Source organism: Nocardioides sp. NPDC127503, assembly GCF_040302165.1.
Lineage (GTDB): Bacteria > Actinomycetota > Actinomycetes > Propionibacteriales > Nocardioidaceae > Nocardioides.
Map to the genome: position 1 here is coordinate 245,999 of NZ_JBEORH010000006.1, position 25,672 is coordinate 271,670.

The 25,672-nt window shown below is 66.1% G+C and carries 17 protein-coding genes and 1 pseudogene; 6 read left to right on the plus strand and 12 right to left on the minus strand.

The window, feature by feature from the left end; translation table 11 throughout:
- Positions 1 to 98: 98 nt before the first annotated feature.
- A complete protein-coding gene (locus ABTW65_RS15940; RefSeq protein ID WP_350661680.1) occupies positions 99 to 1,487 on the minus strand; it encodes an NAD(P)/FAD-dependent oxidoreductase in 1,389 nt (462 codons plus the stop codon).
- A gap of 124 nt (positions 1,488 to 1,611) precedes the next feature.
- On the opposite strand from ABTW65_RS15940, the gene ABTW65_RS15945 reads away from it, so the two are divergent.
- The 3 genes from ABTW65_RS15945 to ABTW65_RS15955 all read left to right on the plus strand — a co-directional run bounded on the left by ABTW65_RS15945 (position 1,612) and on the right by ABTW65_RS15955 (position 4,500).
- Positions 1,612 to 2,085 (plus strand): Lrp/AsnC family transcriptional regulator, encoded by a 474-nt coding sequence (locus ABTW65_RS15945; RefSeq protein WP_350661682.1) that lies wholly within the window; start codon positions 1,612 to 1,614, stop codon positions 2,083 to 2,085.
- Positions 2,082 to 3,461 (plus strand): NAD(P)/FAD-dependent oxidoreductase, encoded by a 1,380-nt coding sequence (locus ABTW65_RS15950; protein ID WP_350661684.1) that lies wholly within the window; start codon positions 2,082 to 2,084, stop codon positions 3,459 to 3,461. Before ABTW65_RS15945 ends, ABTW65_RS15950 begins: the two co-directional genes overlap by 4 nt.
- Before the next feature lie 166 nt (positions 3,462 to 3,627).
- The gene (locus ABTW65_RS15955; RefSeq protein WP_350661686.1) at positions 3,628 to 4,500 is read left to right on the plus strand and encodes a serine protein kinase RIO; all 873 of its coding nucleotides are present in this window, start codon (positions 3,628 to 3,630) and stop codon (positions 4,498 to 4,500) included.
- A 60-nt stretch (positions 4,501 to 4,560) separates the two neighbouring features.
- Here the strand turns inward: ABTW65_RS15955 and ABTW65_RS15960 are convergent, their stop codons facing one another.
- Together ABTW65_RS15960 and ABTW65_RS15965 are read right to left on the minus strand one after the other, a co-directional pair.
- Positions 4,561 to 5,118 (minus strand): hypothetical protein, encoded by a 558-nt coding sequence (locus ABTW65_RS15960; RefSeq protein ID WP_350661688.1) that lies wholly within the window; start codon positions 5,116 to 5,118, stop codon positions 4,561 to 4,563.
- A gap of 33 nt (positions 5,119 to 5,151) precedes the next feature.
- Positions 5,152 to 5,745 (minus strand): TetR/AcrR family transcriptional regulator, encoded by a 594-nt coding sequence (locus ABTW65_RS15965; RefSeq protein WP_350661690.1) that lies wholly within the window; start codon positions 5,743 to 5,745, stop codon positions 5,152 to 5,154.
- Positions 5,746 to 5,816: 71 nt separating this feature from the next.
- On the opposite strand from ABTW65_RS15965, the gene ABTW65_RS15970 reads away from it, so the two are divergent.
- On the plus strand, positions 5,817 to 6,695 hold the full coding sequence (locus tag ABTW65_RS15970) for an oxidoreductase (RefSeq protein ID WP_350661692.1): 879 nt from the start codon (positions 5,817 to 5,819) through the stop codon (positions 6,693 to 6,695).
- An 18-nt stretch (positions 6,696 to 6,713) separates the two neighbouring features.
- Positions 6,714 to 7,826, plus strand: coding sequence for an LOG family protein (locus ABTW65_RS15975; RefSeq protein ID WP_350661694.1), 1,113 nt, complete (start codon positions 6,714 to 6,716; stop codon positions 7,824 to 7,826).
- On the opposite strand, the gene ABTW65_RS15980 is transcribed toward ABTW65_RS15975, so the two are convergent.
- Complete coding sequence (locus ABTW65_RS15980; protein ID WP_350661696.1) at positions 7,801 to 8,961, minus strand: glycosyltransferase family 4 protein; 1,161 nt, start codon at positions 8,959 to 8,961, stop codon at positions 7,801 to 7,803. The two genes, ABTW65_RS15975 and ABTW65_RS15980, sit on opposite strands and share 26 nt — an antisense overlap.
- A 186-nt stretch (positions 8,962 to 9,147) precedes the next feature.
- Between ABTW65_RS15980 and ABTW65_RS15985 the strand changes: the two genes are divergently transcribed.
- Positions 9,148 to 9,582, plus strand: a complete 435-nt coding sequence (locus ABTW65_RS15985) for a hypothetical protein (RefSeq protein ID WP_350661698.1) — start codon at positions 9,148 to 9,150, stop codon at positions 9,580 to 9,582.
- 27 nt (positions 9,583 to 9,609) lie between these two features.
- Here ABTW65_RS15985 and ABTW65_RS15990 read toward each other — a convergent pair.
- The 8 genes and pseudogenes from ABTW65_RS15990 to ABTW65_RS16025 form a co-directional block, all read right to left on the minus strand.
- Positions 9,610 to 9,783: pseudogene (locus ABTW65_RS15990) on the minus strand (23S rRNA (adenine(2503)-C(2))-methyltransferase RlmN); the annotation flags it as partial.
- Positions 9,784 to 10,797: 1,014 nt separating this feature from the next.
- Complete coding sequence (locus tag ABTW65_RS15995) at positions 10,798 to 17,403, minus strand: DNRLRE domain-containing protein (protein ID WP_350661700.1); 6,606 nt, start codon at positions 17,401 to 17,403, stop codon at positions 10,798 to 10,800.
- A 452-nt stretch (positions 17,404 to 17,855) separates the two neighbouring features.
- Entirely contained in the window at positions 17,856 to 20,387 is a 2,532-nt protein-coding gene (locus ABTW65_RS16000) for a tetratricopeptide repeat protein (RefSeq protein ID WP_350661703.1), read from the minus strand.
- Positions 20,388 to 20,508: 121 nt separating this feature from the next.
- Entirely contained in the window at positions 20,509 to 22,206 is a 1,698-nt protein-coding gene (locus ABTW65_RS16005) for a restriction endonuclease (protein ID WP_350661705.1), read from the minus strand.
- Entirely contained in the window at positions 22,203 to 22,499 is a 297-nt protein-coding gene (locus ABTW65_RS16010; protein WP_350661707.1) for a hypothetical protein, read from the minus strand. The genes ABTW65_RS16005 and ABTW65_RS16010 overlap by 4 nt, the downstream gene beginning before the upstream one ends.
- 945 nt (positions 22,500 to 23,444) lie before the next feature.
- The gene (rlmN, locus tag ABTW65_RS16015; protein WP_350661934.1) at positions 23,445 to 24,569 is read right to left on the minus strand and encodes a dual-specificity RNA methyltransferase RlmN; all 1,125 of its coding nucleotides are present in this window, start codon (positions 24,567 to 24,569) and stop codon (positions 23,445 to 23,447) included.
- A 121-nt stretch (positions 24,570 to 24,690) separates the two neighbouring features.
- The gene (locus ABTW65_RS16020) at positions 24,691 to 25,089 is read right to left on the minus strand and encodes a hypothetical protein (protein WP_350661709.1); all 399 of its coding nucleotides are present in this window, start codon (positions 25,087 to 25,089) and stop codon (positions 24,691 to 24,693) included.
- A gap of 79 nt (positions 25,090 to 25,168) precedes the next feature.
- A complete protein-coding gene (locus ABTW65_RS16025) occupies positions 25,169 to 25,672 on the minus strand; it encodes a histidine phosphatase family protein (RefSeq protein WP_350661711.1) in 504 nt (167 codons plus the stop codon).

Consider the following 25,672-nt stretch of genomic DNA (forward strand, 5'->3'; position numbering starts at 1 on the left):
GTTAACCGGGTATCCCTGCACTTATCAGGCAATGCAACACCCGAGAAGTGCAGGAATTGCCTGTACGACGTGACGGATGAGGCTCGAGTGACTCACGGCTAGGAGTCGAAGCCGAGCCCGAGCCGGTCCATCGTTCGTAGGAACAGGTCGCGGCGGCCGCCGTTGGCGTCGGCCTTCCCGAGCGAGCGGACCATCATCGAGATACCCGCATACCGAGCCGGCTCAGGCGGAAAAGGCAGCGGCTTGGAGCGCACCATCTCCAGGGACGTACGTTCTGTCTGCTCGCCGCTGAGGAGGTCGAGCATGACCTGGGCGCCGAAGCGGGTGGCTCCGACGCCGAGGCCGGTGTAGCCGAGGGCGTAGGCGACGCGGCCGGCGTACGCCTTGCCGAAGAATGCCGAGAAGCGAGTGCAGGTGTCGATGATGCCGGCCCAGCGGTGGGTGAATCGCAGACCCTCTAGCTGCGGGAAGGTCTCGAAGAAGTGGCCGGCGAGCTTGTCGTGGGTGGCGCCGGTCTCCAGCTCCGGTGAGATCTTCGAGCCGAAGTGGTAGATCGCGTCGTAGCCGCCCCACAGGATCCGGTTGTCCCTGGTCAGGCGGTAGTAGTGGAAGTGGTTGGCGGAGTCGCTGACGCCCTGCCGGTTCGCCCAGCCGATGGCGTCCATCTGGGCGGCGGAGAGCGGCTCGGTCATGAGTACGTAGTCGTAGACCGGCACGGTCATCATCCGCAGTCGTCGCAGCAGCGGCGGGAAGGCGTTGGTGGCCAGTGCCACCCGCCCGGCCCGGACCGACCCCGTGATCGTCGAGACCCGCATCCCCGCTCCGTCCCGGTCGAGACCGGTGACCGCGGAGCCCTCGTGGATCACCACACCCGCGTCCAGACAGGCCTGCCGCAGCCCCCACGCCAGCCGCGCCGGCTCGACCGTAGCCGTGTCACCGACGACCTCCAGGCCACCGAGGTAGGTCGGCGAGCGGAGCTCGTCCCGCACCCCGATTTCGTCCAGCAGCCGGTGCTTGATGCCGTGCTCGGTCAGCGCGGTCGACCACTCGGCGAGGTCGTCGACCTCGTGCGGACGGGTGGCGACGTTGAGCGCGCCGGTGAGCTGCCAGTCGCAGTCGATGCCGTGCTCCTCGATGGTCGCGGCCATCTCGTTGAGGTTCTCTTGGCCGAGCCGGTCCAGCGTCGCGAGCTCTTCGGGCCAGCGCTCCAGACCGTTCCAGAAGCCGTGGGTCAACGATGCCTCGGCGAAGCCGCCGTTGCGGCCCGACGCCTGGTCCCCGCACTGGCCGGCCTCCAGCAGCACCACCGACCACGACGGAAACCGCATGCGGGCCAGCAGTGCCGTCCACAGCCCCGAGTAGCCGCCTCCGACGACCACCAGATCCGCCGACTCCACGCCGAGCAGGGGCGGCAGTGGCGCGGGCTTCGCAGGGTCGTCCAGCCAGTAGACGGCGGGCTTCGCATCGGTCAGCGCGACATGGTTCACGAGGCCCACTATGACAACTTCAGGGGCCGTCAGCCACACACTACGTACGGAATCATGGAAATTGTTCGTTACACACGACGGATTTCGTTGCATCTGGCCACGGCAAACAGGTTGACTGGGTGCCATGACCACTCGCAAGCGCAACGGGGGCGCTCACCTCGACGAGGTCAACAAGCTGATCATCGAGCAGCTCCAGCAGGACGGCCGGCGCAGCTATGCCGCGATCGGCAAGGAGGTCGGCCTGAGCGAAGCTGCGGTGCGACAGCGCGTGCAGCGCCTCATCGACAGCGGCGTCATGCAGGTCGTCGCGGTCACCGACCCACTCGAGCTCGGCTTCGCACGGCAGGCCATGATCGGCGTACGCACCTCCGGCCCGATCGAGGGGATCGCCGACGAGCTCGGCAAGCTCGACGAGGTCGACTACATCGTCATCACCGCCGGCTCCTACGACCTGCTCGTGGAGGTCGTCGCCGAGAGCGACGAGGCCCTCCTCAACCTCGTCTCCAGCAAGATCCGCGCCATCGAGGGCGTGGTGAGCACGGAGACGTTCATGTACCTCCACCTGCACAAGCAGACCTACGCCTGGGGCGTCAGGTGAGCAGCTACCCCGAGATCAGCCTGTGGCACGAGACCGCCGGCGACACGTGGGAGCCACGCCCGGCGCTGATGGGCGACGTCGAGGTCGATGTCGCGATCGTGGGGGCCGGCTACACCGGCCTGTGGACGGCCTACTACCTGGCCGAGGCGAGGCCCGACCTGAAGATCGCGATCCTCGAGGCCGAGGTAGCGGGGTTCGGGGCCTCGGGCCGCAACGGCGGCTGGTGCTCGGCCCTCTTCCCCGCCTCGCTCGACAAGGTGGCCGCGGGCTCGAGCCGCGAGGCCGCGCTCGCTCAGGACCGGGCGATGCGGGCGACCGTCGACGAGGTGATCCGGGTCGCCGAGGCGGAGGGCATCGACGCCGACATCGCCAAGGGCGGCACGGTCGTCGTGGCCCGTACGCCCGCCCAGCTCGAGCGCGCCCGCGACGAGGTCGAGCACGCCCGCTCCTGGGGGCTCGGTGACGCCGAGATCTCCTTGCTGGACCAGGCTGCTGCCGAGAAGCGGCTCGCCGCGACCAGCACCCTCGGTGCGACCTACACCCCCGACTGCGCCGCGCTCCATCCCGCCAAGCTCGTCCGTGGCCTGGCCCGCGCCGTCGAGGCTCGCGGCGTCACGATCTACGAGCAGACCCGGGTCACGACGATCGGGCCGCACCAGGTGCGCACAGAGAGCGACGTGGTCACCGCCGACGTCGTCGTACGCGCCACCGAGGGCTACACCCCGACGCTCGCCGGCCTCGAGCGCGAGGTCATCCCGGTGCGTTCACTCATCATCGCCACCGAACCCCTCTCCGACCTGGTCTGGTCGAGCATCGGCCTGGAGGAACGCGAGACGTTCTCCGACGGCCGGCACCTGCTGATCTACGGGCAGCGCACCGCGGACGACCGGCTGGTCTTCGGTGGGCGCGGCGCGCCGTACTCCTTCGGATCGAAGATCACCCACGGGGACGCCTCCGACCTGCGCACCCACCGTCGCCTGATGGCGACCCTGATCGAGATGTTCCCGGCCGTACGCGGCCACAAGGTCACCCACCGATGGGGCGGCGTGCTCGGCATCCCCCGCGACTGGCACGCCTCGGTCGGCTACGACCCGGCCAGCGGCCTCGCGCACGCCGGCGGCTACGTCGGCGACGGCGTCGCGACCACCAACCTGGCCGGCCGTACGCTGCGCGACCTGGTCCTCGGCACCGAGTCCGATCTCACCACCCTCCCCTGGGTCGGTCACGTCTCACCCCGCTGGGAGCCGGAGCCCCTGCGCTGGCTCGGCGTCAACGCCGGCCTGCGCGCGATGACCATGGCCGACGCCGAGGAGACCGCCACCGGCAAGGGCTCGCTGGTCGCCCGGGCCGTCGCTCCGCTCGTCGGCGGTCACTGACCCGGACCGAATAAACCTGTTGCGTATGCCGGTCGCGGTCCTCCACCATGGAGCGCGACCGGCGTTCCTCGTCCACGAGGCGCCCCTGATCGAGAGGAGCAGACCATGACTGTCGTTGTCCTGTGCCTGCCCACAGACCACATCTCTCGTATCAGGAGCACCCGAAGTGACTCAGGAGAACATCTCCGCTGATCCTCTCCAGAGGATCGACCCGAATTTCGTCTTCGACTTCCAGGCCTACGACGACCTGGACGACGGACAACGCTGGTCCACCTGGCTCTCCGTAGAGCCGCTCTCCCGTGGACCGGAGCCACGCCCGGACTGGGTGGTGACCTCTCAGGGCGCCATCGACACCGAGCTCGGCATCCTCAAGACCGGCAAGGAGGCCGACGCCTTCCTGGTCGTACGGGCCGACCCGCTCTTCCCGGAGCAGGAGGCGCTGATGGTTGCCAAGCGGTACCGCGACGCTGACCATCGCACCTTCCACCGGGCCGCGAGCTACACCGAGGGCCGTTCGGTCAAGCGCTCCCGTGACGAGCGCGCGCTGAAGAAGGGCTCGACCTTCGGCCGCGAGGTCGCCAAGGCCGAGTGGGCCAACGCCGAGTGGAACGCGCTCGTACGCTGCTGGAACCTCGGCCTCCCGGTCCCCTATCCGGTGCAGATCGACGGGACCGAGATCCTGATGGAGTGGATCGCGGTCGACGACGGCAACGGCGAGCTCGAGACCGCGCCGCGGCTCGCCCAGACCCGGCCGGAGCACCATGTGCTGGAGATGTGGTGGGACGGTCTCGTCGACGCACTGGCCACGATGGTGCAGGCGGGCCTGGTCCACGGTGACCTCTCGCCGTACAACATCCTGGCCCAGCAGGACCGACTCGTGATCATCGACCTCCCCCAGATCATCGACCTGGTCGGCAACCCTTTGGGTTTCGACTTCCTGCTCCGCGACATCACCAACGTCGCGAAGTGGTTCCAGGCCCGAGGCCTGGAGGTCGACGAGCAGGAGGTCTACGCCGACCTGATGGCCCACGCCTTCTAAGCCAGCCGTGTGCTGCCAGGAGTACGCATTGACGCACTCCTGGCAGCGCTGCGCGGCGGTTCAGCCACTGAAGGAGCAGACCTTAGGGGCTCCTTTGAAGAAGAGGTGACCCAAGATCGAGTTGCCGAGAAACTGCGTACGCATCGTGACGCCCGAGGGGTGCTCCAGATCGGCGGAGTCGAAGTCGCGGTTGACGCCGGAGACCATGCCGTTCAGGTTCTCCCGCTTGCTGATCCGCCATCCGTGGTCGGCGAGGTAGTCGAGGATCTCGACATATCCGGCAGCTCCCATCTCGCTCACCTCATCGAAGGCAACCTCCTCGGTCGCCTCCCATACGAACCAGGCACCAACCTGGACTAGATTGTCGTCCGACTCGTCGACGCGGCACTCGTCCACCGCGGCATCCTCCGGCCAGCGGAGCCCGTCAGGCGTCGGGATCGAGTTGATCTGCTCGAGGTGGGGTTCGAGCTTGTCACGCCAGACCTCGAGCGCCTTCTGGTCCGTGACGACCGCGCGCTCCGCTTGTCTGCTCTCATCCACGCTCGCCCGGATCACAAGCCCTGCGAGCAGCAGGAGAGTGCAGAGGATCGCGATGCCGATCCCCACTTCTACGAGCACGCCGCGCGCCGCCACCGCGCGAAGAAGGCGCATCTAGCGGGCCAGGCCGCGCATCAGGGTGGCGACGACGTCTTCCAGCATCCGCTGCGACTGCTCGGGCGTCACGAAGCCGGAGCCGACGAAGGTGGCCAGGCCCTGGATGGCGGCCAGGACCGTGACCCCGATGACCTCGGGGTCACCGTCGACGACCTCACCACGGGCCTGGCCGTCGGTGAGCAGGGCGGTGGGGTGGGCGAAGGCGGCGGCGACGGCCTCAGCGATCTCGGCGCCGGCGGTCTCGCTGTGCTTGCGCGCGAACATCACCGAGAGCAGCGCCGGGTTGTCGGTGGCGAAGTCGAGGTAGGCCGAGGCGAAGGTCACCAGGTCGTCGGTCAGCGAGCCGCGGGTGGCCAACGCGGCGTCCATCACCTCGCCCAGCCGCCGGAATCCGGCGACGGCGAGCGCATCGAAGAGCGCGTTCTTGTCGCGGAAGTGGGCGCTCGGCGCGGCGTGACTCACGCCCAGATCGCGGGCGATGCCGCGCAGCGAGAGCGCGTCGGTGCCCGACTCGCGCAGCACCTCCTCCGCACGGCGGAGCACCGCGGCGCGCAGATCGCCGTGGTGGTAGCGGGTCATCGTCTCGGTCATCAGGCACACCTTATCGAGATTTCACCGATTTAGACATTGTCAAGATTCTTGGCAGCGCCTAGATTGGGTACATGACCGAACAGAAGTGGACTTCCGAACGGCTGCCGTCCTTCGAGGGCCGCACCGTCATCGTCACCGGCGCGACCAGCGGCCTGGGCCGCGTCGTCGCCACCCAGCTGGGCGCGAAGGGCGCCCGCGTCGTCCTGGCCGTACGCAACGTCGCCGCCGGCGAGGAGGTCGCCGCCACGATCGGTGGCAGCGCCGAGGTGCGGGCGCTCGACCTGGCCGACCTCAGCTCGGTACGGCACTTCGCCCAGGAGTGGGAGGGCGAGATCGACGTACTCATCAACAACGCCGGGATCATGATGGTGCCCAAGCGCCCCACGACCGACGGCTACGAGAGCCAGTTCGCCACCAACCACCTGGGGCACTTCGCGCTCACCAACCTGCTGCTCCCCCACATCACCGACCGCGTCGTGACGGTCGCCTCCTCGGCCCACCGCTGGGGCGGCTTCGACCTCGACGACCTCAACTGGGAGCGGCGCGAATATCGCACGGAGAGGGCCTACGGGCAGTCGAAGATCTCCAACCTGCTCTTCACCCTCGAGCTCCAGCGGCGCCTGGAGGGCACCGGGCTTCGGGCGTACGCCGCCCACCCGGGCTACGCCGCGACCAACCTGCAGGGCCACACCGGAAACGCGGTCAAGCACGCCCTCATGGCGATCGGCAACCGGGTCGTCGCGCAGTCCGCGGAGGCGGGCGCCCTCCCGACCCTGTACGCAGCCAGCCAGGACCTTCCGTCGGGAAGCTACGTCGGGCCGGACGGGCTCGGCGAGTACCGCGGCAGTCCGACGCTCGTCGGCCGCACCGCGATCGCCTCCGACCCCGAGCTCGCCCGCAAGCTGTGGACCGAGTCCGAGAGCCTGACCGGAGTCTCCTGGCCACTGTGAGTCGGTAGGTTTCTCGGTATGAAGCATCACCGGGGACGGCATGTCGACATCGAGTCGGTGGAGGAGCTCGACGGGCACCTGGCAGCGGGCGCGGGGAGCCTGAAGGGGTGGCGGCTGCGGTCGCTGGACCTGAGCTCGCGTTCCTCGGCCCTGCGGGAGACCGAGCTGGCCGGCGCCACCTTCCTCGGCTGCACCTTCGCACCCGGGGACGGCGACTACGCCGAGGACGAGGGCGCGCTGGTGATGCCGGTAATCCCCGAGGCACCAGTCGACGTCTACCGCTCCCGGCTCTACACCGCCGAGGAGCTCTACGACGACCCGGTCTACGCGCGGAGCCTGGATGCGAGGGCGTACGCCTGGCTGCAGCAGCCGCTCGACGCCGACGACGAGCTCGCGATCACCCTCCACGACCACGCGATCGACGCCGCGCTCGAGGCATGGGTGCGCTCGCGACGCGACGAGGGTACGCGGATCGTCGGGATGATGGGCGGGCACGCGCTGCGGCGCGGCGAGGAGGGCTACGCGACCGCCGCCCGCCTCGCCCAGCACCTGGCGAGCCGTCACGTGGTCGCCACCGGCGGCGGGCCGGGCGCGATGGAGGCCGCCAACCTGGGTGCCTTCCTCGCCGGGGCGCCGAAGACGGTGCTGGACGATGCGCTCGCGTCGCTCGCCACGGTCCCGTCGTTCCGGCCCTCGATCCGGTCATGGGCGCAGGTCGCTCTCGACGTACGGAACCAGTTCGACGGCAAGCCCGGAAGGTCCCTGGGGATCCCGACCTGGCACTACGGGCACGAGCCGCCCAACGTGTTCGCCGGCGCGATCGCGAAATACTTCCGCAACGCCACCCGCGAGGCGGTGCTGCTGGAGGTCTGCGACGGCGGGATCGTCTTCCTACCCGGCGCCGGCGGCACCGTGCAGGAGGTCTTCCAGGACGCCTGCGAGAACTACTACGCCGACGCGAGCGCGGTCGCGCCGATGGTGCTGGTCGGGCGCAGCTACTGGACCGAGGAGCTGCCGGTCTGGCCGCTTTTGCAGGCTCTGGCGCGTGGCCGCGCGATGGAGGGACACGTCCACCTCGTCGACACTTACGAGGAGGTCCTCGACGTCATCGCAGCCGGCGCGCCCGGATGACGTCGCGGTAGTGGTCGACCAGGGCGGCGTTCACCGCGCCCCAGGACTTGTGCGCGACGCTCTTGCGGGCCGCGCGCCCCATCCGCAGCCGCAGCTGCGGGTCGTTGTGGAGCAGCGCGACGTGGGAGCCGAGGTCGTCGCGGCTGCCGGGCTCGTAGAAGAACCCGGTGATGCCGTCGGCGACCAGGTCCAGCGGCCCGCCCGAACGCGGCGCGACGACCGGCACCCCGGAGGCGAGCGCCTCCTGGACGGCCTGGCAGAACGTCTCGTGGGAGCCGGTGTGCGCGAACACGTCGAGCGAGGCGTACGCAGCCCCCAGCTCCTCCCCCTGCAGCACGCCCATGAAGGTCGCGTTCGGAAGCAGGTGGCGCAGCTCGCGCTCCTGCGGGCCGCCACCGACGAGCACGACCTTGTACGCCGGGTTGTGCGCGAGCGGAGCCAGCAGGTGCAGCTCCTTCTCCTGGGCGAGGCGGCCGACGTACCCGACGATGGTCTCCCCGTTGGGCGCGAGCTGGGCGCGCAGGTCGTGGTCGATGCGGCTCGGGTGGAACAGCTCGACGTCGACGCCTCGCGGCCACAGCCCGGTGCGCTGTACGCCGAGACCCTCGAGCTGGGTCAGAGCCGACGAGCTCGGCGCCAGGGTGCGATCGGCCGCCGAGTGCGCCTGGCGGGTGAGCATCGCCGCGGCCTGCGGGCCGCCGACCGCCTTGTACTTGTCCCAGAAGCCGACCAGGTCGGTCTGGTAGATCGCCACGCTCGGGATACCGAGCTCCTTGGCCACCAGCACCGCCTGCCGCCCGAGCAGTGCGGGCGAGGCGACGTGGATGACGTCGGGGCTGAACCGGCGCATCACCGCGCGCAGCTTGCGCCGTGTCTCCAGGCCGACGCGGAAGTCCTTGTAGACCCAGAACGTCGCGCCCCGGGTGCGAGTCACCGGGAACCCGGCGTACTCGGTGGGCCCGGTGGGGGCCACGACCTCGACGGTGTGGCCGTCGACCGCGAGATGCTCCAGGACGCGGCGTACGGAGTTCGTCACGCCGTTGACCTGGGGCAGGAACGACTCCGTGACGATGAGGACACGGAGCGGCTCTGAGTTGGCGGCGACCAGCGGGACCCGATCGAGGCTGATGCTCATGTTCCTGATCGTGAGCGCCGTCCGGCAACGTCACCCCCGACTTGGTTGACCGGTCGGTGAACCTCCCGTGGCCAGAACTCCGTGCCGGGCGACAGATAGTCCGGGCGGTGTCATCAGCGGAAACGCCGCGTGACTCACAGAAATCTGGGGTTGCCGCCCGGCCACTCATTTTGCCACGATCGCGGCATGACCACCGATGAGGAGCACATCCGGCCCGAAGGCGTCGACGACCTCACCGTCGAGGCGCTCGGCTCCATCAGCGAGGCCCTCGAAGCGATCGAGATCGCCCGCGGTCATCTGTACGCGATGCATCGCATCACCGGCACGGCCGACCTCACCCTCGGCAAGGGTGTCCAGCAGCTGCGCGAGGCCGGCCACACCGAGCTGGCGGACAGGTTCCAGCGCGAGCTCGTAGGACTCAACGTGCTCGACGGCAGGTGGACGTTTCAGATCGTCGAGGAGTACGACGACGGCTACTACGCCACTTTCAAGCGGCTGGAGAAAGAGGCTCGCGACACTCTCGTCGAGGGCAAGCGGCACCTCTACGAGTCGGAGATGAAGGAAGTACGCCGCACCCAAGGCCGACACGGCCACGAGCAGCGACCCGCGCCAGGGGCTTGAGCCGGCCCATTGCGCAGCCGCGTCGCGCTAGGACACCGACTGAGCGGCGAGCTGTCCGCAGGCGCCGTCGATCTCGCGGCCGCGGGTGTCGCGGACGGTGGTGGAGATGCCCTTGGCCTCGAGGCGGCGTACGAACTCGCGCTCGTCCTCCGGGTCGCTCGCGGTCCACTTCGAGCCCGGGGTCGGGTTCAGGGGGCACAACATGAATTGAAGTGCGCCCAACAACCGGTCGCATCCCCCACTTCTTCTACTCCGCGCCCTCCCGGTTCGCCAGACCGAACGGACTGCCTGAAACTCGCCGCGATCGTCGCGCAGCTCACGAAGGTCGGCAGCCAGCCGCTCCGATCAGCCAGGGCGCCGTTGCCCCTGACTACAGGAACTTCGCACTCGCCCGATTGTTCGATGGTCTGGGGGTTGTCGGCCAACCCTTCCAAAACCGACGCCGGGGCCCGATCCCAGGCAGTGGCTGCACGTCTGGGTGCACCGCAAACGCCGAAACTATCCGCCGCCGATGCCTGGTCTCGTGCTCAAGTGGGGTGCAAAAGGGCGGGCGGCGAGCACGGGTGATCTGGGTCGACACCACGCACGCCACACGAGAGATCCGGGGCGCCTGGCTGCCCATCAACGAGATCCGGCCAGCGAGGAGCGAAATCAACGTGTGGAATGGCCGGTATCGGTAGATACCGCGGCGAGCGCAGGGGCCGGTTTGGGAGTTGGCGCTTGCGCCCCTGTTCCGGTTCTTCCGAGCTCAGGTGGAGGTCAGGTTGTCGAGCCCGCCTGAACTGGGAGTCACATGAATCGCGAGGACAATCGACGAGACTAGCGTGCACACACTGCTGGAGGTGGGGCGTGGAGATCAGTCTGGGGCGCGATGGTGTGCACCGCGGGCGCGTTCAAACTCCGCGCGGATCGATACCGTGAGTATGAATCCTGAAAAGACAAATGGGAAAAGAACGATCCACCCTTCCAGGCCAAACATGAGCGCGCTCATAAACAAAAGTCCAGCTAGAGCTTTATCGGTCCCGCGTGACCCCGTTCTCGAAACCGCGAGACTTTCACTCCCCCTGGGACTAATAGCGCACATGAACCCGTATACGCACGCTCCAGCAAGGACTGCAACAGGACGCGCGTCTGTCTCAAGCGCCGAATAGGAGAGCGCCAGAAAAAGTGTCACGGCCCAAAGTAACGCAGCAAGAAACCGCTCAATTTGCATTACTACATCCCAACGTAGTAGGCCCTCCGACTGGCGTATGAAAAATGCCACAAGACAACTGGGGCATACTTATAATGCAGGCTTTTGTAAACCGCCCCTAATTTAAACGTGTGCAACAGATAAGCGCCGCCTCCAAGTAAGCCCGCCACGGCTGCCACAGTTCCAGCTACCGCTTTGGCGAAGGGCCACGGCGCAAAATAGGCAATCCCGCCCGCTATCATCGCAATTCCGCCAGCATGCCACATGAACTTCTCAAGGCCCCGCTTGTTGACCACAACCTTAACGTAGGCCGTGAGACGGTAGACCTCGACTCGCACCTTTCCCCACGAGAAGTATCGGGTCCCAGTCCCCCAGCCGGATTCTCCCGAGATATCAAGGTCGGTAATCGGACTTACTGGATAGGTGTACCTATTGGCGTTTCCGCCAAGAACCGGGTCAATGGAGTTGAACAATCCACTTCGTGGGCTGTAAAGCCGCCGGCCCATTAGGATGAGGCCTCCGAGAGTGTCAGTACCAGCACTTCGCTGATGAATACCTACGTACCCATAGCGCCGTTCGTCCTGGCCGTCGCCAATCACGACGCCGTATTCGTCGGTCTCGGTGTAGTTGCTGATTCCACCACTCGCAGATCCAAGAATGGTGGCGACAACGTCACCGTGGAGGTTTGAGATTTGCCAGGCAGTCTCTCCGTCGCTGACTGACGCTATCAAGCCAAGTGCGTCGATGCCGACGTTCCGCTGCGACACCCAGGACTGGCCGGCGTTATTCGACGTCGTGACGTAGGAAGGACTGTCCGTTGCGCCGGCGTACTCATAGCGGGTTCTGCTCCTCTCCGTCCCGTCGAGGGTTGAGGAGATAGTCATGATCCGCCCCCCAGGGTCCAGAGTGTATTCGCGGCCGTGGGCCTCGGTGATGACGGTGCCGCCTGCGGCGGTTGTCTGGAGTTGCTGGGTCATCGACTTGACCATGTCGTTGGCGTGGTAGGCCAATTGTAGAACTCCAGAGCCCGCGCCGCTGCTGGTGTCGACAGCCGGGACCGTCAGGGTACGGCCGAGAGGATCGTAGCTGTATCCATCGTTGGTGATGCGGTTGGCCGAATCGTAGGTGCTTGACTTCACGGTTGCTGCCGTCGTGGCCTGACATGCGCCTGCCCCCTCGCCCGTCGTCGGGTCACCCGCAGCCGGATCGTACGTCGTCAGACTGGTGCGTTCGGATGCCTTGCTGAACTCGTAGACACGAGTGGTGCATGCACCCTCGCGGGTGTCTTCGGCCCTTGTGAGGCGGCCAATTGAGTCGTAGGCGTAGTTCTGAGTTGAAGCTGTCGAGCTGTAACCAAGAATGCGGCCGCCGATATCGGCTTTCGCGGCGAATCCGAGCAGCTCGGTCCGGACCCCGTCCACGAGGGTCGTGTAGCTGAGAGAGGTTTGGGCGCCCGCCTCTGTGTAGCCATTGATCGCGGACATGCCGTTGGGGTAGGCGACCTCGGCGACCTGGCCTCTCGCGTCGCGCTTGATCGTCAAGGTGTCGTCGGTCCCGGAAGGCAGGTCGAGATCCACGCTGGTCAGCACGCCTCGGTGTTCGCCTGTCGCCTGGTCGTAGGCGTACTTGTAGAGACTGCGGCCGTCGTTGAAGGTGGCGACGGCGCCGTCACTTGTGTAGGTCGTGATCGCCTCCAGGCCCGAAGCATCTGTAGACGTCCATGTACGGCCCCATGTGTCCACCGTTGCGGAGACCTTGTTCGTGCCCTCGCTCGTCGATGCCGGCATGCCGGTCGACGGGTCGTAGGTGACCGTGGTGCGAATGGTCTCGTTGGTTGCGCCGGCGCCCGTGACCTGGACGAGCGTGCTGGTCGGACGGCCCAACTTGTCGTAGCCGATTGTTGTGGTGCGGGTGACGGCCGCAGAGGATTCCACGATGGTCGTCGGCTTGAGGTCTGCGTTGTAGTCGGCGTGACGCTTGACGGGGATGGGCTGGCCGGCCGGTTGCACGGCCGGGCCGGTCTTGCAGACCAAGCCGTTCCACTCGGCGCGGTTCGCGTGACCAGTGATGTCGCAATCCGGGTCCCCGTTGTTCTTTGAGTAGTAGGAGAACACGGTCGCATTGGCGTCTGAACCGGCGCCGGAGGCGGAAATAGCTCCGCCGGGTTGGCGAGTCTCGATCTGGCGGCCGTCGGTGTTATATCGATCGATCGCGGTCTCCCGCCAGTTGCCGTCGGCGAGCTTAACCAGCGACTTGGTCGGCGTGCTGGTCTTCCAGCCGTTGGCGTCACCACTGACCAACGGGGCATACTCGGTCCGAGTGATCTGCTCGTCGAAGACCTCGGTCATGTCGGGGCTAGTGGCGAATTGGTGGGTCTGGACGATCATGTCGAAAGATGTCTCGCCCTCAGGATAGGCAGGCTTGGACCCTCCACCGAGGGTGGGTTCTTCGTCGTCGTAGTCGTTGCGGGTGGCGGGCCGGTAGGTGCCGGTCGTGCCGTCTTCGAGTGTCGCAGTCTGGACGGGGCTGTACTCGGCCTCGACGCGGGTTCCCTGCGTGTTGTACTCCGTGATCGTCGAGGCATCGAACGCTGCGACCTGCTGTTCCTCCGGCACGGTGCTGGCGGCGAGTGCCGCGTGATGGCCGGGGCCGTCGAGGCTGCGGATGGTGTTGCCGTGTTCGTCGTACCACGTGGTCTCGATCAGCCATTCGGGGTCGCCGTCGATGTTCGCGTGTACAGCAGTGTTGGTGGTTGTGCCGGGCGCGTCGGTGTACCAGAGGTCGGCGTGTTCGATCTCGGTGGCGGTCGGGTTCTTCCGGTCGGCGGGGACCTTTGTCGGGTCGAACACCGCGAACACCTTGACTGGGGTGACGTTTTGGCCCCACCGGGCGATCGTGCTGGGGGTCATGTCCGGGAGGCCGGCGTGGCCCGGTGCGAGGTCATAGGCGATGGACCAGGTGGCGGTGCCACCGCTGGTGGTGTTCTCGTCCTGTGCACGGGTCACGGTGGCGAGTCGGCCGGTGGAGTCGTAGCGAAACTCCCACGGCTTCTGTCCCGGCGGGACTACCTTCGCGAGCAGCGTCCGGGACGCGACCGTAGTTGTGTCGTAATCGTAGCTCGAGCACAACGACGGCAGGACACCAGAGGCGTCGGGGTCGGTCCCGCAGACTTTGGTGAGCAGACCGTTGGTGTAGGTGTAGGTCGCCACCGTCTCGGTCGCGATGGTGCCGTCGGGGTTGACCGTGAGCCGGTCGATCTTGGAGACGCGCTTCGCATCACCCGTGCCGGCATAGGTGAACTTCAGGCCACGGCAGCCGCGCTCTTGGGTTTGCACGGTACAGGTCGCTGCCGCACCTGGCGAGGTCTGGGCGATCCAGGTCGGATAATCAACCCCGCCGGTGGGGTCAAAGCTGAACTGAGCCTCCGGGTCGGTGTCGTCGTCATATCCGCTATCCGACTTGACCAGAACCCACGCGCCATCTGTGGCGTCCCGCTTCCAGTTCGTGACGGGTCCCTGCCGCCGGGTCAGCGTGAGCGTGTCTGGATCGGTGGTCTGGTCGAGGACGAGCCGTGATCCGTCGTCCACACCAGCAGGCTTGAACTCCAACGGTCCGGTCGGAGCAGTGACGTCCGCCTCAGGATCGACTGGAGTGAACATCTGCGAGGAGCTACCTGCGGTGACCAGGACGATCGTGCGGTCCAGAGAGCGGTGGTCGACGATCTTGGCGTCAGTGGCGCCGGCCGCCATGAGTGTCGTGGACCAGCCGGGTCCGAAGGCGCCCGCGCTGCCGTTGGTGAGGGTCGAGCCGTCCAGGGTGGCATAGGTGCGTCCGACTCCGGCGGCAGTGTCTACTGCATCGGGCTCGGTGATGGTCGCCTCGCCAGTGACCAGCGCGACGGAGGCGGGGCCGACGTCGGTGGTCGGGAAGTTCTCACCGAACGCGGACGGCACGAGTCGGACTGGTCGAGCAGGCGAACACACCGTTGACGGGCCGGAGTAGGTGAAGCAGGTCCGCAGTTCGATGCGAGCAGGGGCCTTCAGCACAGCGTTCGGGTCATCGGTCGTCGGGGCCGGTTGGGTGGTGGCGTCCCAGACCAGGTTCGGGGTTGTCGAGGTCCCAGATGTCTCGGAGACCGTGCCCGACCAGACCGACCCATTGGTCGTAGTCACCCCCTTGGCGTCATTCCAGGTGCTTTCGCCGGCGTAGCGCCAGTCGAGTTCGGCACCGGTCGCGCTGGGCTGACCGGCTGCGCTGATAGCGAACATGCCAGTGGAGCGGTCATCGCGGTTCGGCGACTGCATTGAGGCGGCTCCGACTCCGAACGAGAAGGTCGCCGTCGTACCGACGTTGCCTGCCTTGTCTGTTGGCGTCACCTTGAGCGTGTGCGCGCCATTGGTCGGCAGCCACGTGATTTTGCCGGTGCCGCTGGCGTCCGCGGTCACGGTGGTTGGGGCTCCGCTGTCCTTGACCACCGAGAACGACTTCGTGTCCGCCGCTCCGTGAAAATAGAAGATGTTGAATGGGGGCATCTCGTTCGTCCACTCTCCATCACGGAACCCGGTCCCGCTGATGCTCACGGTGGGCGGGGTTGTGTCGACGGTGAACGTCGTGGATGCCGAGTAGTTCTTCGACCAGCTGATGCCGTCGGAGGCACGTGCACGTACCGTGTAGGTCGACCCGTTCGTCAGCTTGCCCGTTGGGATCGTGGGGCAGACATTCGTGCCGGCCGTCACTGCGTTGGCCTCGGCTGCAGTCCAGGACCACAATGCGGTCCCGGACGCAGTCGAGCCTGCGTAGACCTCCACCGAGCCCCGCAGCTTCGCCCCCGGATCGGGGTCAGAGACCGTGAAGCAGACCTTCGGGGTCAACGACGTGACATACGGCGCCGTGCCCGGCGAGGCCACTGGCGTACCTGCCGTACCCGGGTAGGAGTTGTAGGTCACGGACAGTGTCGGGCCCAACGACTCGGTGGGGTAGTTTCCAGACCGGTACCTGCGCCAGCTGCTATTGACGCTCTCATTCAGCGCCACCAGCCGGATGCCGTAGTTCGCGGTTCCATTAGCCCACGCCTGGACCATCGATGTCAGGTTCCAGGTCGCGTCAGCAGCGGGGCACGACGAGTTGAAGCCGTGCGCGGTAGATAGGTCGGCGTACGTGGTGCTGGCGCCGCCGGGCTGGTTGGCCCAGGTCAACCCGGACAAGTCCCAGTTCGACGTGAGCCGCGAGACGCGGATGGCGGAGCCCGTGCAGGAGCCGGAGTAGAAGTTGCGCAACTTCAGGGAGGCTGAGGTGATGTGCTTGCCGGCCCATGCGCTGTTCCCGCCGTCGAACTTCAAGAACGACCGCGCTCTATGGCCGCCGCTGTCGTTGGTTCCGACTCTGAGTTCTTCCGAGGACGCCTGGGAGGTGGTGTAATCGGGCGCCTGGATCCAGGTGTCTGCGTTCGGAGCGACCGTGAACGATGGGTCAACCGTGACCGGTCCGGCTGCAGCCGCACTCGTGAGCACCTCAGCGGAGATGCCCAGTCTGATCACGGACACGCCCGTGGCTTTGCCGTTCTTGGACACGTTGCGGGCGCTGGCCTTCGCCTTGTGCACGTGCCCCTCATCCGCGGGCTCGCCAACTCGCGTGGTCCGCTTCGGGGGCCTTGTGCCGCGCGTCTTCAGCGCCTTGGCTGCTGGGTCGAATTCATCGGGTCCAGCGGTCGTGGCGTCCCAGTACAGCGGAGCAGGTGCCTGCAGCACCGACGTGCCTTTGTCCGTGAGGAGCTTGATCCCGCCACTGTCGGTGGTGACCACCTTGACCGGGTCGACCTTGGAACTCTTCTGCGCAGTCACATCGGTGACCGTCAGGGCGAGGTCAAGAGATGTGATGGTCGCCGTGGCCAGAGTCGACCCCTCATCCTCCGCTTCTCTCGTCGAGGACGACGTCGACTCCGGTGGCGTGGACTGTACGGGGTTCAAGACCCACCAGTGTTCGAACCCGGTGGCCGAGGCGCGGACCACCAAGTCCGCACTCCACGCCTCATCCGAGGCGACGTTCTTGTACACCGCCGTGTTCTCCGAGACCACAGGCGTCCCGAACTGAACAGGCTCCGCATCACCTGTACCGGCATCGGCGCCACCGTCAGCCAGATCACCATCTAGGCCGAACCGAAGCTCGTGACCCTCCTGAGTCAGCGAGGCGAACCAGTCAGTCCCACCCGGAGTGAACGATTGCTTGACCGCTGCGTGCGCCGGCCGCCACCCTCCCGCAGTGCCCGGAATCTCGACGAGAGTCGGGTCGACCAGATTCCACTGAGCTGTCCCGTCTGACCCCGGGGCTCCGTCCTGCACCTGTGTCGGCTCCGAGGCCGTCTCCGAGGTCCAACTGCCATCAGGGTTGGCGAACACACGTTCGGACTCGCTGCGCTGCGAGAGGTCCTCAACAGCCATACCAGAGGCCCGAGCCGACACCGCAGCCGACACCGCATCCGGCCGTCCCGGCCGGTCATCGAGATCACCGGTCCCCAGGACAGAGTCCTCTGCCGCCTGAACAGAAGCCGCCGCTGCGGGCGTTGTAGGCATCCACAGACCGGCGACTACCACAGCAACCGACAAACCACTGATCAATGCAATCAGTGTCACCGAACGAACGCGGAACGTGTCGGCAAAGAACGGGACACCATATGGGTGAGACCCACGATTCGACAGTCTGCGGTGGATACCTGCGAATACGTCGAGACACGGGAAACTCATCGAGACTCCTGGCTAAGAACCGGACAGCTAGAAACGCTTCTCCGATCCCGAGCCGGCGAGCAGACAGAAACTAACCCCAGGGGGCATACCGTCGCAGAACTTCCGCCGTATGTTACCGACTCGTGTATTTACTGGCTGACTACGATGAGGCTCCCCGCGAGATGCCTGGCCACGGCGTACATGCCAGGGCCTTAACACGAGAACGATTGTTCGACAGCCTGCAACGACTTGCCGGGGCCCTCGCAGCCGGATGTGCACGACGGAGCGAGCAGCTCCACCGGGCGGCTAGTTGATAAAGCTCAACATTAATTCAGATGCACCCGGTTCGGCTGGGCGCCACTTCATTCTGCAGCAGGAGGGTCTTCGTCGAACTCGTCCCCGACGATCTCACCCGCTCGCTTGACCCCTAGGGAGGCGGCCTTCCGAAGCCAGGTCCGACCTGCTTCGCGGTGGCCTTCGAGCAGATCGAGTTCACCCATCATCCGCATCGCGTACGGATCGCCGCCCGCGATTGCCTGCTCGAGGATCGGCCTTGCCTCTGAGTACCTACGCTGCTCCTTCAACGCGTCACCAAAGAAGGTCAAAGCATCGGGATCACCCGCTTCGATCGCCTTGCGATACCACTCATCTGACTCCTTGGCACGCCCCTCCTGATCGAACAAGAGGGTTCCTAGGCCGACCATTGCATCGAGGTCCCCCGTGTCGGCGGCTTTGCGAAGCCATTCCTCAGCTTCGTCTGTACGCCCCTCCTGATCGGAAAGCACAAACCCGAGGCCCATCATGGCTTCAACGATCCCATGGTCGACTGCACGTCGAAAGCACTCCTCAGCCTCCCCGTCACGACCCTCCATCTGACCCAACAGGCCCCCAAGGTTGACCAAGGCTTCGATGCTTCCGAGATCGGCAGCTTTGCGAAGCAACTCCTCAGATTCCTCGGCGCGCCCCTCTCGCCCTGCCAAGTAGCCCAGTGTGTAAAGGGCACGGGGGTTCTCCGCATCAGCGGCCTCGGCAAGGAGCTCCCGCGCCTCTCCAAGACGCCCCTCTTGGTCGCCCAGCAGGACGCCTAGGCTGATTGAGGCGTCGCGGTCCCCCGCATCCATCGCTTTCCGGTACCACATCTCGGCATCTTCGACGCGCCCGTCATTCACTGCCAACACCCCGAGGTTGAACAGAGCGACGGTGTTACCAGCCTCAACTGCTTTCAGATACCAGGCCTCAGCATCCGCCGTACGCCCCTCCTTGTCAGCCAGGAGGTAACCCAGATCAAACGACGCACCAATGTCTCCCGCTTCTACCGCTTTCAGGTACCACGCCTCAGCTTCCCGAGCACGATCCTCCTGAGCGCTCAGCACATACGCGTACCGACTAAACGCTCGGACCACACCGCACTCGGCGGCTCGGCGAAGGAACGGTTCGGCGACGTCGTCCTCGTCACGGAAGTAGAAGAAGCTGCCGATGGCAGCGCACGCTTCCGGTGTTGCGTGTGTCAGTGTCAGATCGAGATTGACCTGGTCTTGCATCCGGCCGTCTTCCAGCGCTGCGCTCACGAGGACATCGGGCGCGACAAAGGCCCGATCGTCCTCGCCCCCGTCGCTGCGATACGGCTGTAGCGGTGCGATCGTTCCACGAACTGGCCGAGTGGCCCACGCAAGTGCCTTGTCGAACCAACGATCCGAATCAAGCTCCAGGGTCGGCGGAATTGCCGGTTGAGCGACCCGGCGGATCAGGTCAGCCGGGACTGGGCGTGGATGCTCCATCGCGAGCAAGGCAACCGCTGTGTTGAGCACCACTCCCCCAGTCTCGTCGTCCGGACTGCGGAATCGATGCAGGAGTTGCGGGGCAGCGGCGAGTACCTGGATGGGGCTAAGTTCACCGGCGCCGGCAAGGGCATGTGCCCAGCGTGAGTCCTGCTTTGCAAGCGCTGAAGCAACCGTCGACTCATCGTCATCGAGGGCACCTGGCATCTCAATGAGATCCGCGTACGTCGCCGTCAAGATCGCGCGCGTCTCGGCTAGGTCATCCACCGTTCCCGAGTCGTGCTCCAACCGGACCGCCCCGTTCCCTGACGACTTCTTCGGCGGCTCCGTGAGAGAAGCGAAAGCGTCTTTCCAAATCGTGCCAACCACGATTGCGCCCTTGTCCACAGCACGTTGGACAACGTCACGCGTCAGCGGATCGACCCCAGCCAGGAAGTCCGCCAGTTCGTCGAGCCAGATGACTGTCTGCCTGAGCGTGAGCCCGCTCTCGACCAACGCTCGAAGATCGTTGGCGTTGCTCGGCGCAACGATCACCCAACCACCGAGAACCTGGCTGACCGCCTCGAACATGGTTCTCGACTTACCCCACGTCGAGTTGCCTTTCACGATCACCATCCCACCGGTCGCCGAGCGGGCGGTCAGGGCAGATCTGATCTGATCGTCGATTGTGCGCGGCAGGTAGCGGGGAAGATCAGCCGACAACCCGTCCGCCTCAACATGATCCAGCGGGATTGCTCGCTGTACGCCGTAGCGCAGTGCCCGATCACGTATGTCGGAAACACGAGGAAACTTGCCCTTGGGACCACCGAGGCGATCGCGCAACTCCCGAGCAGCATCCGATTGCTTCATGGATCGATCGACGCCAGCCTCGACAACCTTGACGAACACAGGTCGAAGGGCCGCCATCACAGCCGCCGCTGCGCCCGCGACACCAGCAACACCGGCAACGAACCAGGCGGGTCCCGACATGCCGCCGTTCGCGACGCCAGCACTGATCCCCGCCGTCGAAACGATCAACCCAACTACTGCGATGCCCCAGAGGAGGGGGCGCGATTTGAGCATGGGAGTGATCATGACCCGCTTCATCCAGGTATTGAGGGAGAACAGGGATTTCACACTCCTCGCGACTCTGCGAACCAGGCGCCAAGTTGATCACCGGACGCCGGCCTTACCAAGCCGTTTGCCCATCCCACGCGAACACGAGGACGTGAGCGGGTCCCAGCCGAGATGTAATCGGTCAGCCTGGGTCTTGCGAGTAGCGGACCTTGCCGTCAGCTGGGCGGAGCTTCAGCACCGTACGCCCGTCTGCATCCGTGGCCTGCTCCAGGACAACTGGCTCGTCGAACGTTACGAACATCGGGCCGCAGTGGATGATCTGGTCACCAACGGGAACGTCCAGCGGAACGGTCAGGGCAAAGGAACCGATGGGCACGATGCCGCTGTCCACGACGACGATGGCGACTCGGTCCTCGGGGAGAGTCTCGGTGACTTCGGCTCCGGTGAGGACTGCGGCGGCAAAGCGCCACCCGCGAAGTTGCTTCTCTAGCTCGGCCACGTCCGGGACGGTGACGATCTCGCCCGCATGTTCTTGGATGGACGCGAGCAGACGGAGGACGTCTTGCATCACCTGAGAACGGTTGGCGAGTTCGCCGGCGGGACGGAGAGGCTCAAGCGGGGCTTTCCCCGCTGGCCCGTGACGGCGACGAACTCTGAAGGAGTTCGGCGCACAGTAGGACGCAAGGAACTTGACAGCGGGCAGCACGGCACCGACGGGCTTGCCGGTCGGCGGGTTGGTCGTGAAGGTCCAAACTGAGTTTCCGGTCTTCGGGTCAGCGGGCATCTCGATGGAAAACACGCCGTTGTCCTCTTCCAGAAGGACCCGGACGCCTGTGGTCCCCTGAGTGACATCGAGGCGGCGGACGCCGACAGTGGCGAGCACGGCACCGAGGGGGCTCACTACGTCTATGTGCAGTCCGTCGTCGTTCGGGGTCTCAAGAGGGTGGTGCGACCACACCTTCACGGCGGCGTCGCGGACCTCGCCCCCAAGCCCTCCCGGAGCATCGAGGACGCCACTGAGTACTCCAGTTGGGGCGCCGAACGGCGCGCCGTACTCGATGAAGTCCTTCATCTTCTCCGCAGTCTTGCTGCCAGGCTCGGCTTGGAGGTGACCGGTGAAGGTGATCGGTCGCTGCTTCGTCGATTCAGCGCATCGTGCGCTGACGTCAATGGCGTGCCAGGTGCCTGCTCCCACGTCGACTGTGTAGGTGCTGAACACCAAGCCCGGAAATGTGTAAAGCCTGGTCGGCTCGCCGCGTCCGGTTCGTAGGTCGTAGAGGTAGTGGGGGTCGTGGTCGAGGAGCTTCAGCGCCGACCGGACCTTGTCGACGACCGAGTTGACCGAGTCGTTCAAGGGGCCAGCCTCAAACGACATCAGAGCCATCGCATGCTGGTAGGCGGCCTCGACGGCGGAGCGGCCTTCATGCAGGTAATAATCGATCACGTCGGGGAACTTTGCTGCAAGTTGATCGACGAAGGTGAGCCCGTCCCACACGACAGTGACGTCGTTCGGGGTGTCCAGATCCCGGAGCCATTGATAGGCCTCGGCGGTGGGGTCCCAGGGCATGACGAGACGCCACTCGGTGACCTTCAGGTCCTTCCATCGTGGGTCTAGCTTCTCGGGGTCGAAGATCCGGTCGAGGGACTTCTTGATCTTGCCCTTCTGCGAGGCCGAGACTGGCCCGCTGTATCGCTTGACCTGGTAAACGACGTCGCCGCCCGAGGGGCCAGCGCCCCGGTCGAGGATGTCGATCCCGCCATCACCCTTGGAGGGGGTGATCCGGACCGAGTTTGGATGCTCCCGGTTGAGCATCATGGCGATGACGGACTCGACGTCGTTCCCCTCGTACCGGCTCCAGGCAACCCGCCCGCTCGTCATGGACAGTACTTCTTAGCGAGGTCCTCCACGTGGGCGCAGGTCTGCGGCTCTCCGCAGGCAAGTGCTCGCATTGGCAGGTGGTCGGCTGCCAGGCTGCCACCGGGCCGAGTCCTCCAGTGGGCGACGAGAAAGTCTTGGTCACGCTCCAGCTGCGCCAGCTCTTTGGCGACCTTGTCTTGGGTCCAGGCGCCGCCGTTTGGGGCAGTGGCCGGGGCTCCTGACCGAAGAGTGTCGATCCGTGCCTGGATCTCGTCGTGGACGCGTTCGTGGATGTCCTTGCTCGGAGCGTTCATGCTTCCTGACGCTAGGGCACCGGAGTTGTCCAGGAGGAAGTTTCCAGCCACGGGGGGCTCCAGATCGGGAACTAAGAACTCCCGGTGGTGGTCCGAACCGACAAGTTGTCCAGAAACTCTTAGGGAACTACATATGTTGTGGGCCCGTCCCAGCTAGCCGCGTCGTGGTGACCGGGGGGGGTTAGCAACTTTCATAGCTCGGCGGCGATCTCCGTGGCGCCAGCGGCCGAGTCCATCGCCAGCAGTGTCGTCACGGCGATCCATGCCTCGCACCCCCAGCCACGTCATGCGGGTACACGGCCCTGAGCACCTCGGCGAATGCCTTCTGCTCAGGAGTCCGCTCGCCCGGGTAGTAGATCGTCCTGGAAGACGACGACGACCACCGGCGACGCCAGGCACTCAGAGTCGGCCGGCGGCCGACGGCTGTCGCACTGGCCCTAACGGCCTTTCGCTTGGCCTGCGCAACGTGTTCAATGAGCGGTCAGTGATCGACTGCCAACGAGATGCTCTGCCCAACATCCAACCGCACGTCTCCCGAAATGTCCTGACACTCGTGGATCGCGATGCGCTTTCCGCCGATCTGTGCCGCCACCAGGGACGCCAGCCCGACCGAAGTCGAGGACGAGTTCGGAAACAGAAATAGGTGATCTGCCAACATTTGTGACTTTGATGATGGCGAGATCCACATAGCCATCACGCTTGCCAGGCCCCAGGCCATCGGGCGCTCTCTTGCGCCACCCTTGGTCGGGGCCTCGCATCAGGTCGCCTCGCGACGTGAGCACCGCTGGAACTAGCCGCACCTGCAGCCGTGCTCCGGCGAGTCGGTATAGGGCGAAATTTCAGACCAAGCTAGCCAACGCGATGCCGGCACCAGCGATTGCCACGACTAGGGCAACGGTGGCCGTTCCACCATCTGCCCTGGAACCTTGCACCAGCCCCATACGGCTAGGACACCGACTGAGCGGCGAGCTGGCCGCAGGCGCCGTCGATCTCGCGGCCGCGGGTGTCACGGACGGTGGTGGAGATGCCCTTGGCCTCGAGGCGGCGTACGAACTCGCGCTCGTCCTCCGGGTCGCTCGCGGTCCACTTGGATCCCGGGGTCGGGTTGAGCGGGATCAGGTTGACGTGGACCCAGCCCCAGTCGCCGTAGGAGTTGAGGACGTCGGCGAGCAGGTCGGCGCGCCAGCCCTGGTCGTTGATGCCGCGCATCATCGCGTACTCGATGGAGACCCGGCGCTTCGTGACGCGCGCGTAGTTCCAGGCGGCGTCGACGGTCTCGGCGACCGAGTAGCGGGTGTTGATCGGGACGAGCTCGTTGCGCAGCTCGTCGTCGGGTGCGTGCAGCGAGAGGGCGAGGGTGACCGGGATGCCCTCCTCGGTGAGCTGCTTGATCCGGGGTACGAGGCCGACCGTGGAGACGGTCACGTGGCGCGCCGAGAGCCCCAGGCCCTCGGGTGCCGGGGAGGTGAGGCGGCGGACCGCGCCCATCAGCGCCTTGTAGTTGGCCATCGGCTCCCCCATGCCCATGAAGACCACGTTGGAGAGACGACCGGGGCCACCCGGGATCTCACCGCTGGCCATCTGCCGGGCCGCGACGACGACCTGGTGGACGATCTCGGCCGTCGACATGTTGCGCTCGAGGCCACCCTGGCCGGTCGCGCAGAACGGGCAGGCCATGCCGCAGCCGGCCTGGGAGGAGATGCAGACCGTGGCGCGGTCGGTGTAGCGCATCAGCACCGACTCGACGAGAGCGCCGTCGAAGAGCTTCCACAGCGTCTTGCGGGTGGTGCCCTTGTCGGCCTCCTGCTGACTGATCGGCGTCATCAGATCGGGCAGGAAGGTGTTGACCAGCTCCTGGCGCTGGCTGGCGGGAAGATCGGTCATCTGCTCGGGGTCGTCGACCAACCGCTCGAAGTAGTGCACCGAGAGCTGCTTGGCCCGGAACCCCGGAAGCCCAGCCTCCTTCGCCGCGTCCTGACGGCCGGCCAGGTCGAGGTCGGCCAGGTGGCGCGGCGGCTTGCCGCGGCCCTTGGGCGGCGCCATCACCAGGGGCAGGCGGCGCCCCTCCATCGCGGCGGCCTCGGCCTCAGGGCTGTGCGGGGCCGGTACGTTGGCAGGGCGGGACTCGGTCACTGCTTCATTGTCCCACCGGGGTGCGGCGTACGGCTAAACCTGGATCCGGCCCGCGCGGTCAGCCCGTCTTCAGCAGGATCCAGAAGACCAGCGAGCCGACTCCGACCACCACCAGCACGGTGAGGATGATTCCCAGCCAGACGAACTCGGCCAGGCGGCGGGTCTTGCGCGGGATGAGCAGGGCCAGGGGCACCAGCAGGGTCGGCGCCACCCATGGGAACAGCTCCTCGGCCCGCTCCTGCCCGACCACCCAGGTCAGCAGCGCGCCCCAGGTGCCGGGCACCAGGATCGCGTACGCCAGTCCGATGTAGAACCCGACCAGGGCCGCCACGGTCGGGTGCGAGTCGTGCAGCCAGGCCCACACTCCACCAGACCCCGAGGACTCCTCCTCCGGGCCCTGATCTGCCTCGACCTCTGGATCGGGGTCCACGTCGAGGTCCGCGGGACGCTGGGTCACTCTTCAACCGTAGCGCCGAACGCTGTCATCCTTTGGTAAAGAATCGCTGCCCCGACGAACTCGGGGTGATTACGCCCGATCAGGCGTCGACGGTGATCAGGTCCGGGAAGCCGAGGTCTCGCCACCGGGCGAGATCCGGCGGTGTGCCGGTCAGCTCACTCACCAGGACGGTCCAGGCGGTGCCGTGGCCGATGAGCACGGCGTCTTCGCCCGCGTGGGCCGACAGGATCCCGGCGACCGCCTTCGTCACGCGGGCGCGGCACTCCTCGAGCGGCTCCCAGCCGTCGTACGCAGGCACTGTCGGCTCCGCGAACGCCTGCTCGACCGTGGCGTGGAAGTCGTCGACCCATGCGTCGCCGCGGCGGTGCTCACGGAGAGCGTCGACCACGCCGACGTCGCCATCGGTGAGGAGCTGGGCGGTCTGCTGTGCCTTGGGCTCTGGTGAGGAGTACCACGCGGCGCCTGCCGGGAGCCGGTCACGCAGAGCCCAGACGTCGTCGAACCCGGCCGGGTCGAGCTCCCAGTGCTCCGCGGCGACGCCGCGCACCTGGATCGGTCGTCCGTGGCGTACGAGGAAGAGCAT

Excerpts from the sequence above, each read along its gene's own strand:
- rlmN (WP_350661934.1), bottom strand. The coding sequence starts at position 24,569 with ATGGAGGGGCGCCGCCTGCCCCTGGTGATGGCGCCGCCCAAGGGCCGC.
- ABTW65_RS16025 (WP_350661711.1), bottom strand. The coding sequence starts at position 25,672 with ATGCTCTTCCTCGTACGCCACGGACGACCGATCCAGGTGCGCGGCGTC.
- ABTW65_RS15965 (WP_350661690.1), bottom strand. The coding sequence starts at position 5,745 with ATGACCGAGACGATGACCCGCTACCACCACGGCGATCTGCGCGCCGCG.
- ABTW65_RS16005 (WP_350661705.1), bottom strand. The coding sequence starts at position 22,206 with ATGACGAGCGGGCGGGTTGCCTGGAGCCGGTACGAGGGGAACGACGTC.
- ABTW65_RS15985 (WP_350661698.1), top strand. The coding sequence starts at position 9,148 with ATGACCACCGATGAGGAGCACATCCGGCCCGAAGGCGTCGACGACCTC.
- ABTW65_RS16010 (WP_350661707.1), bottom strand. The coding sequence starts at position 22,499 with ATGAACGCTCCGAGCAAGGACATCCACGAACGCGTCCACGACGAGATC.
- ABTW65_RS15975 (WP_350661694.1), top strand. The coding sequence starts at position 6,714 with ATGAAGCATCACCGGGGACGGCATGTCGACATCGAGTCGGTGGAGGAG.
- ABTW65_RS15945 (WP_350661682.1), top strand. The coding sequence starts at position 1,612 with ATGACCACTCGCAAGCGCAACGGGGGCGCTCACCTCGACGAGGTCAAC.
- ABTW65_RS15970 (WP_350661692.1), top strand. The coding sequence starts at position 5,817 with ATGACCGAACAGAAGTGGACTTCCGAACGGCTGCCGTCCTTCGAGGGC.
- ABTW65_RS15980 (WP_350661696.1), bottom strand. The coding sequence starts at position 8,961 with ATGAGCATCAGCCTCGATCGGGTCCCGCTGGTCGCCGCCAACTCAGAG.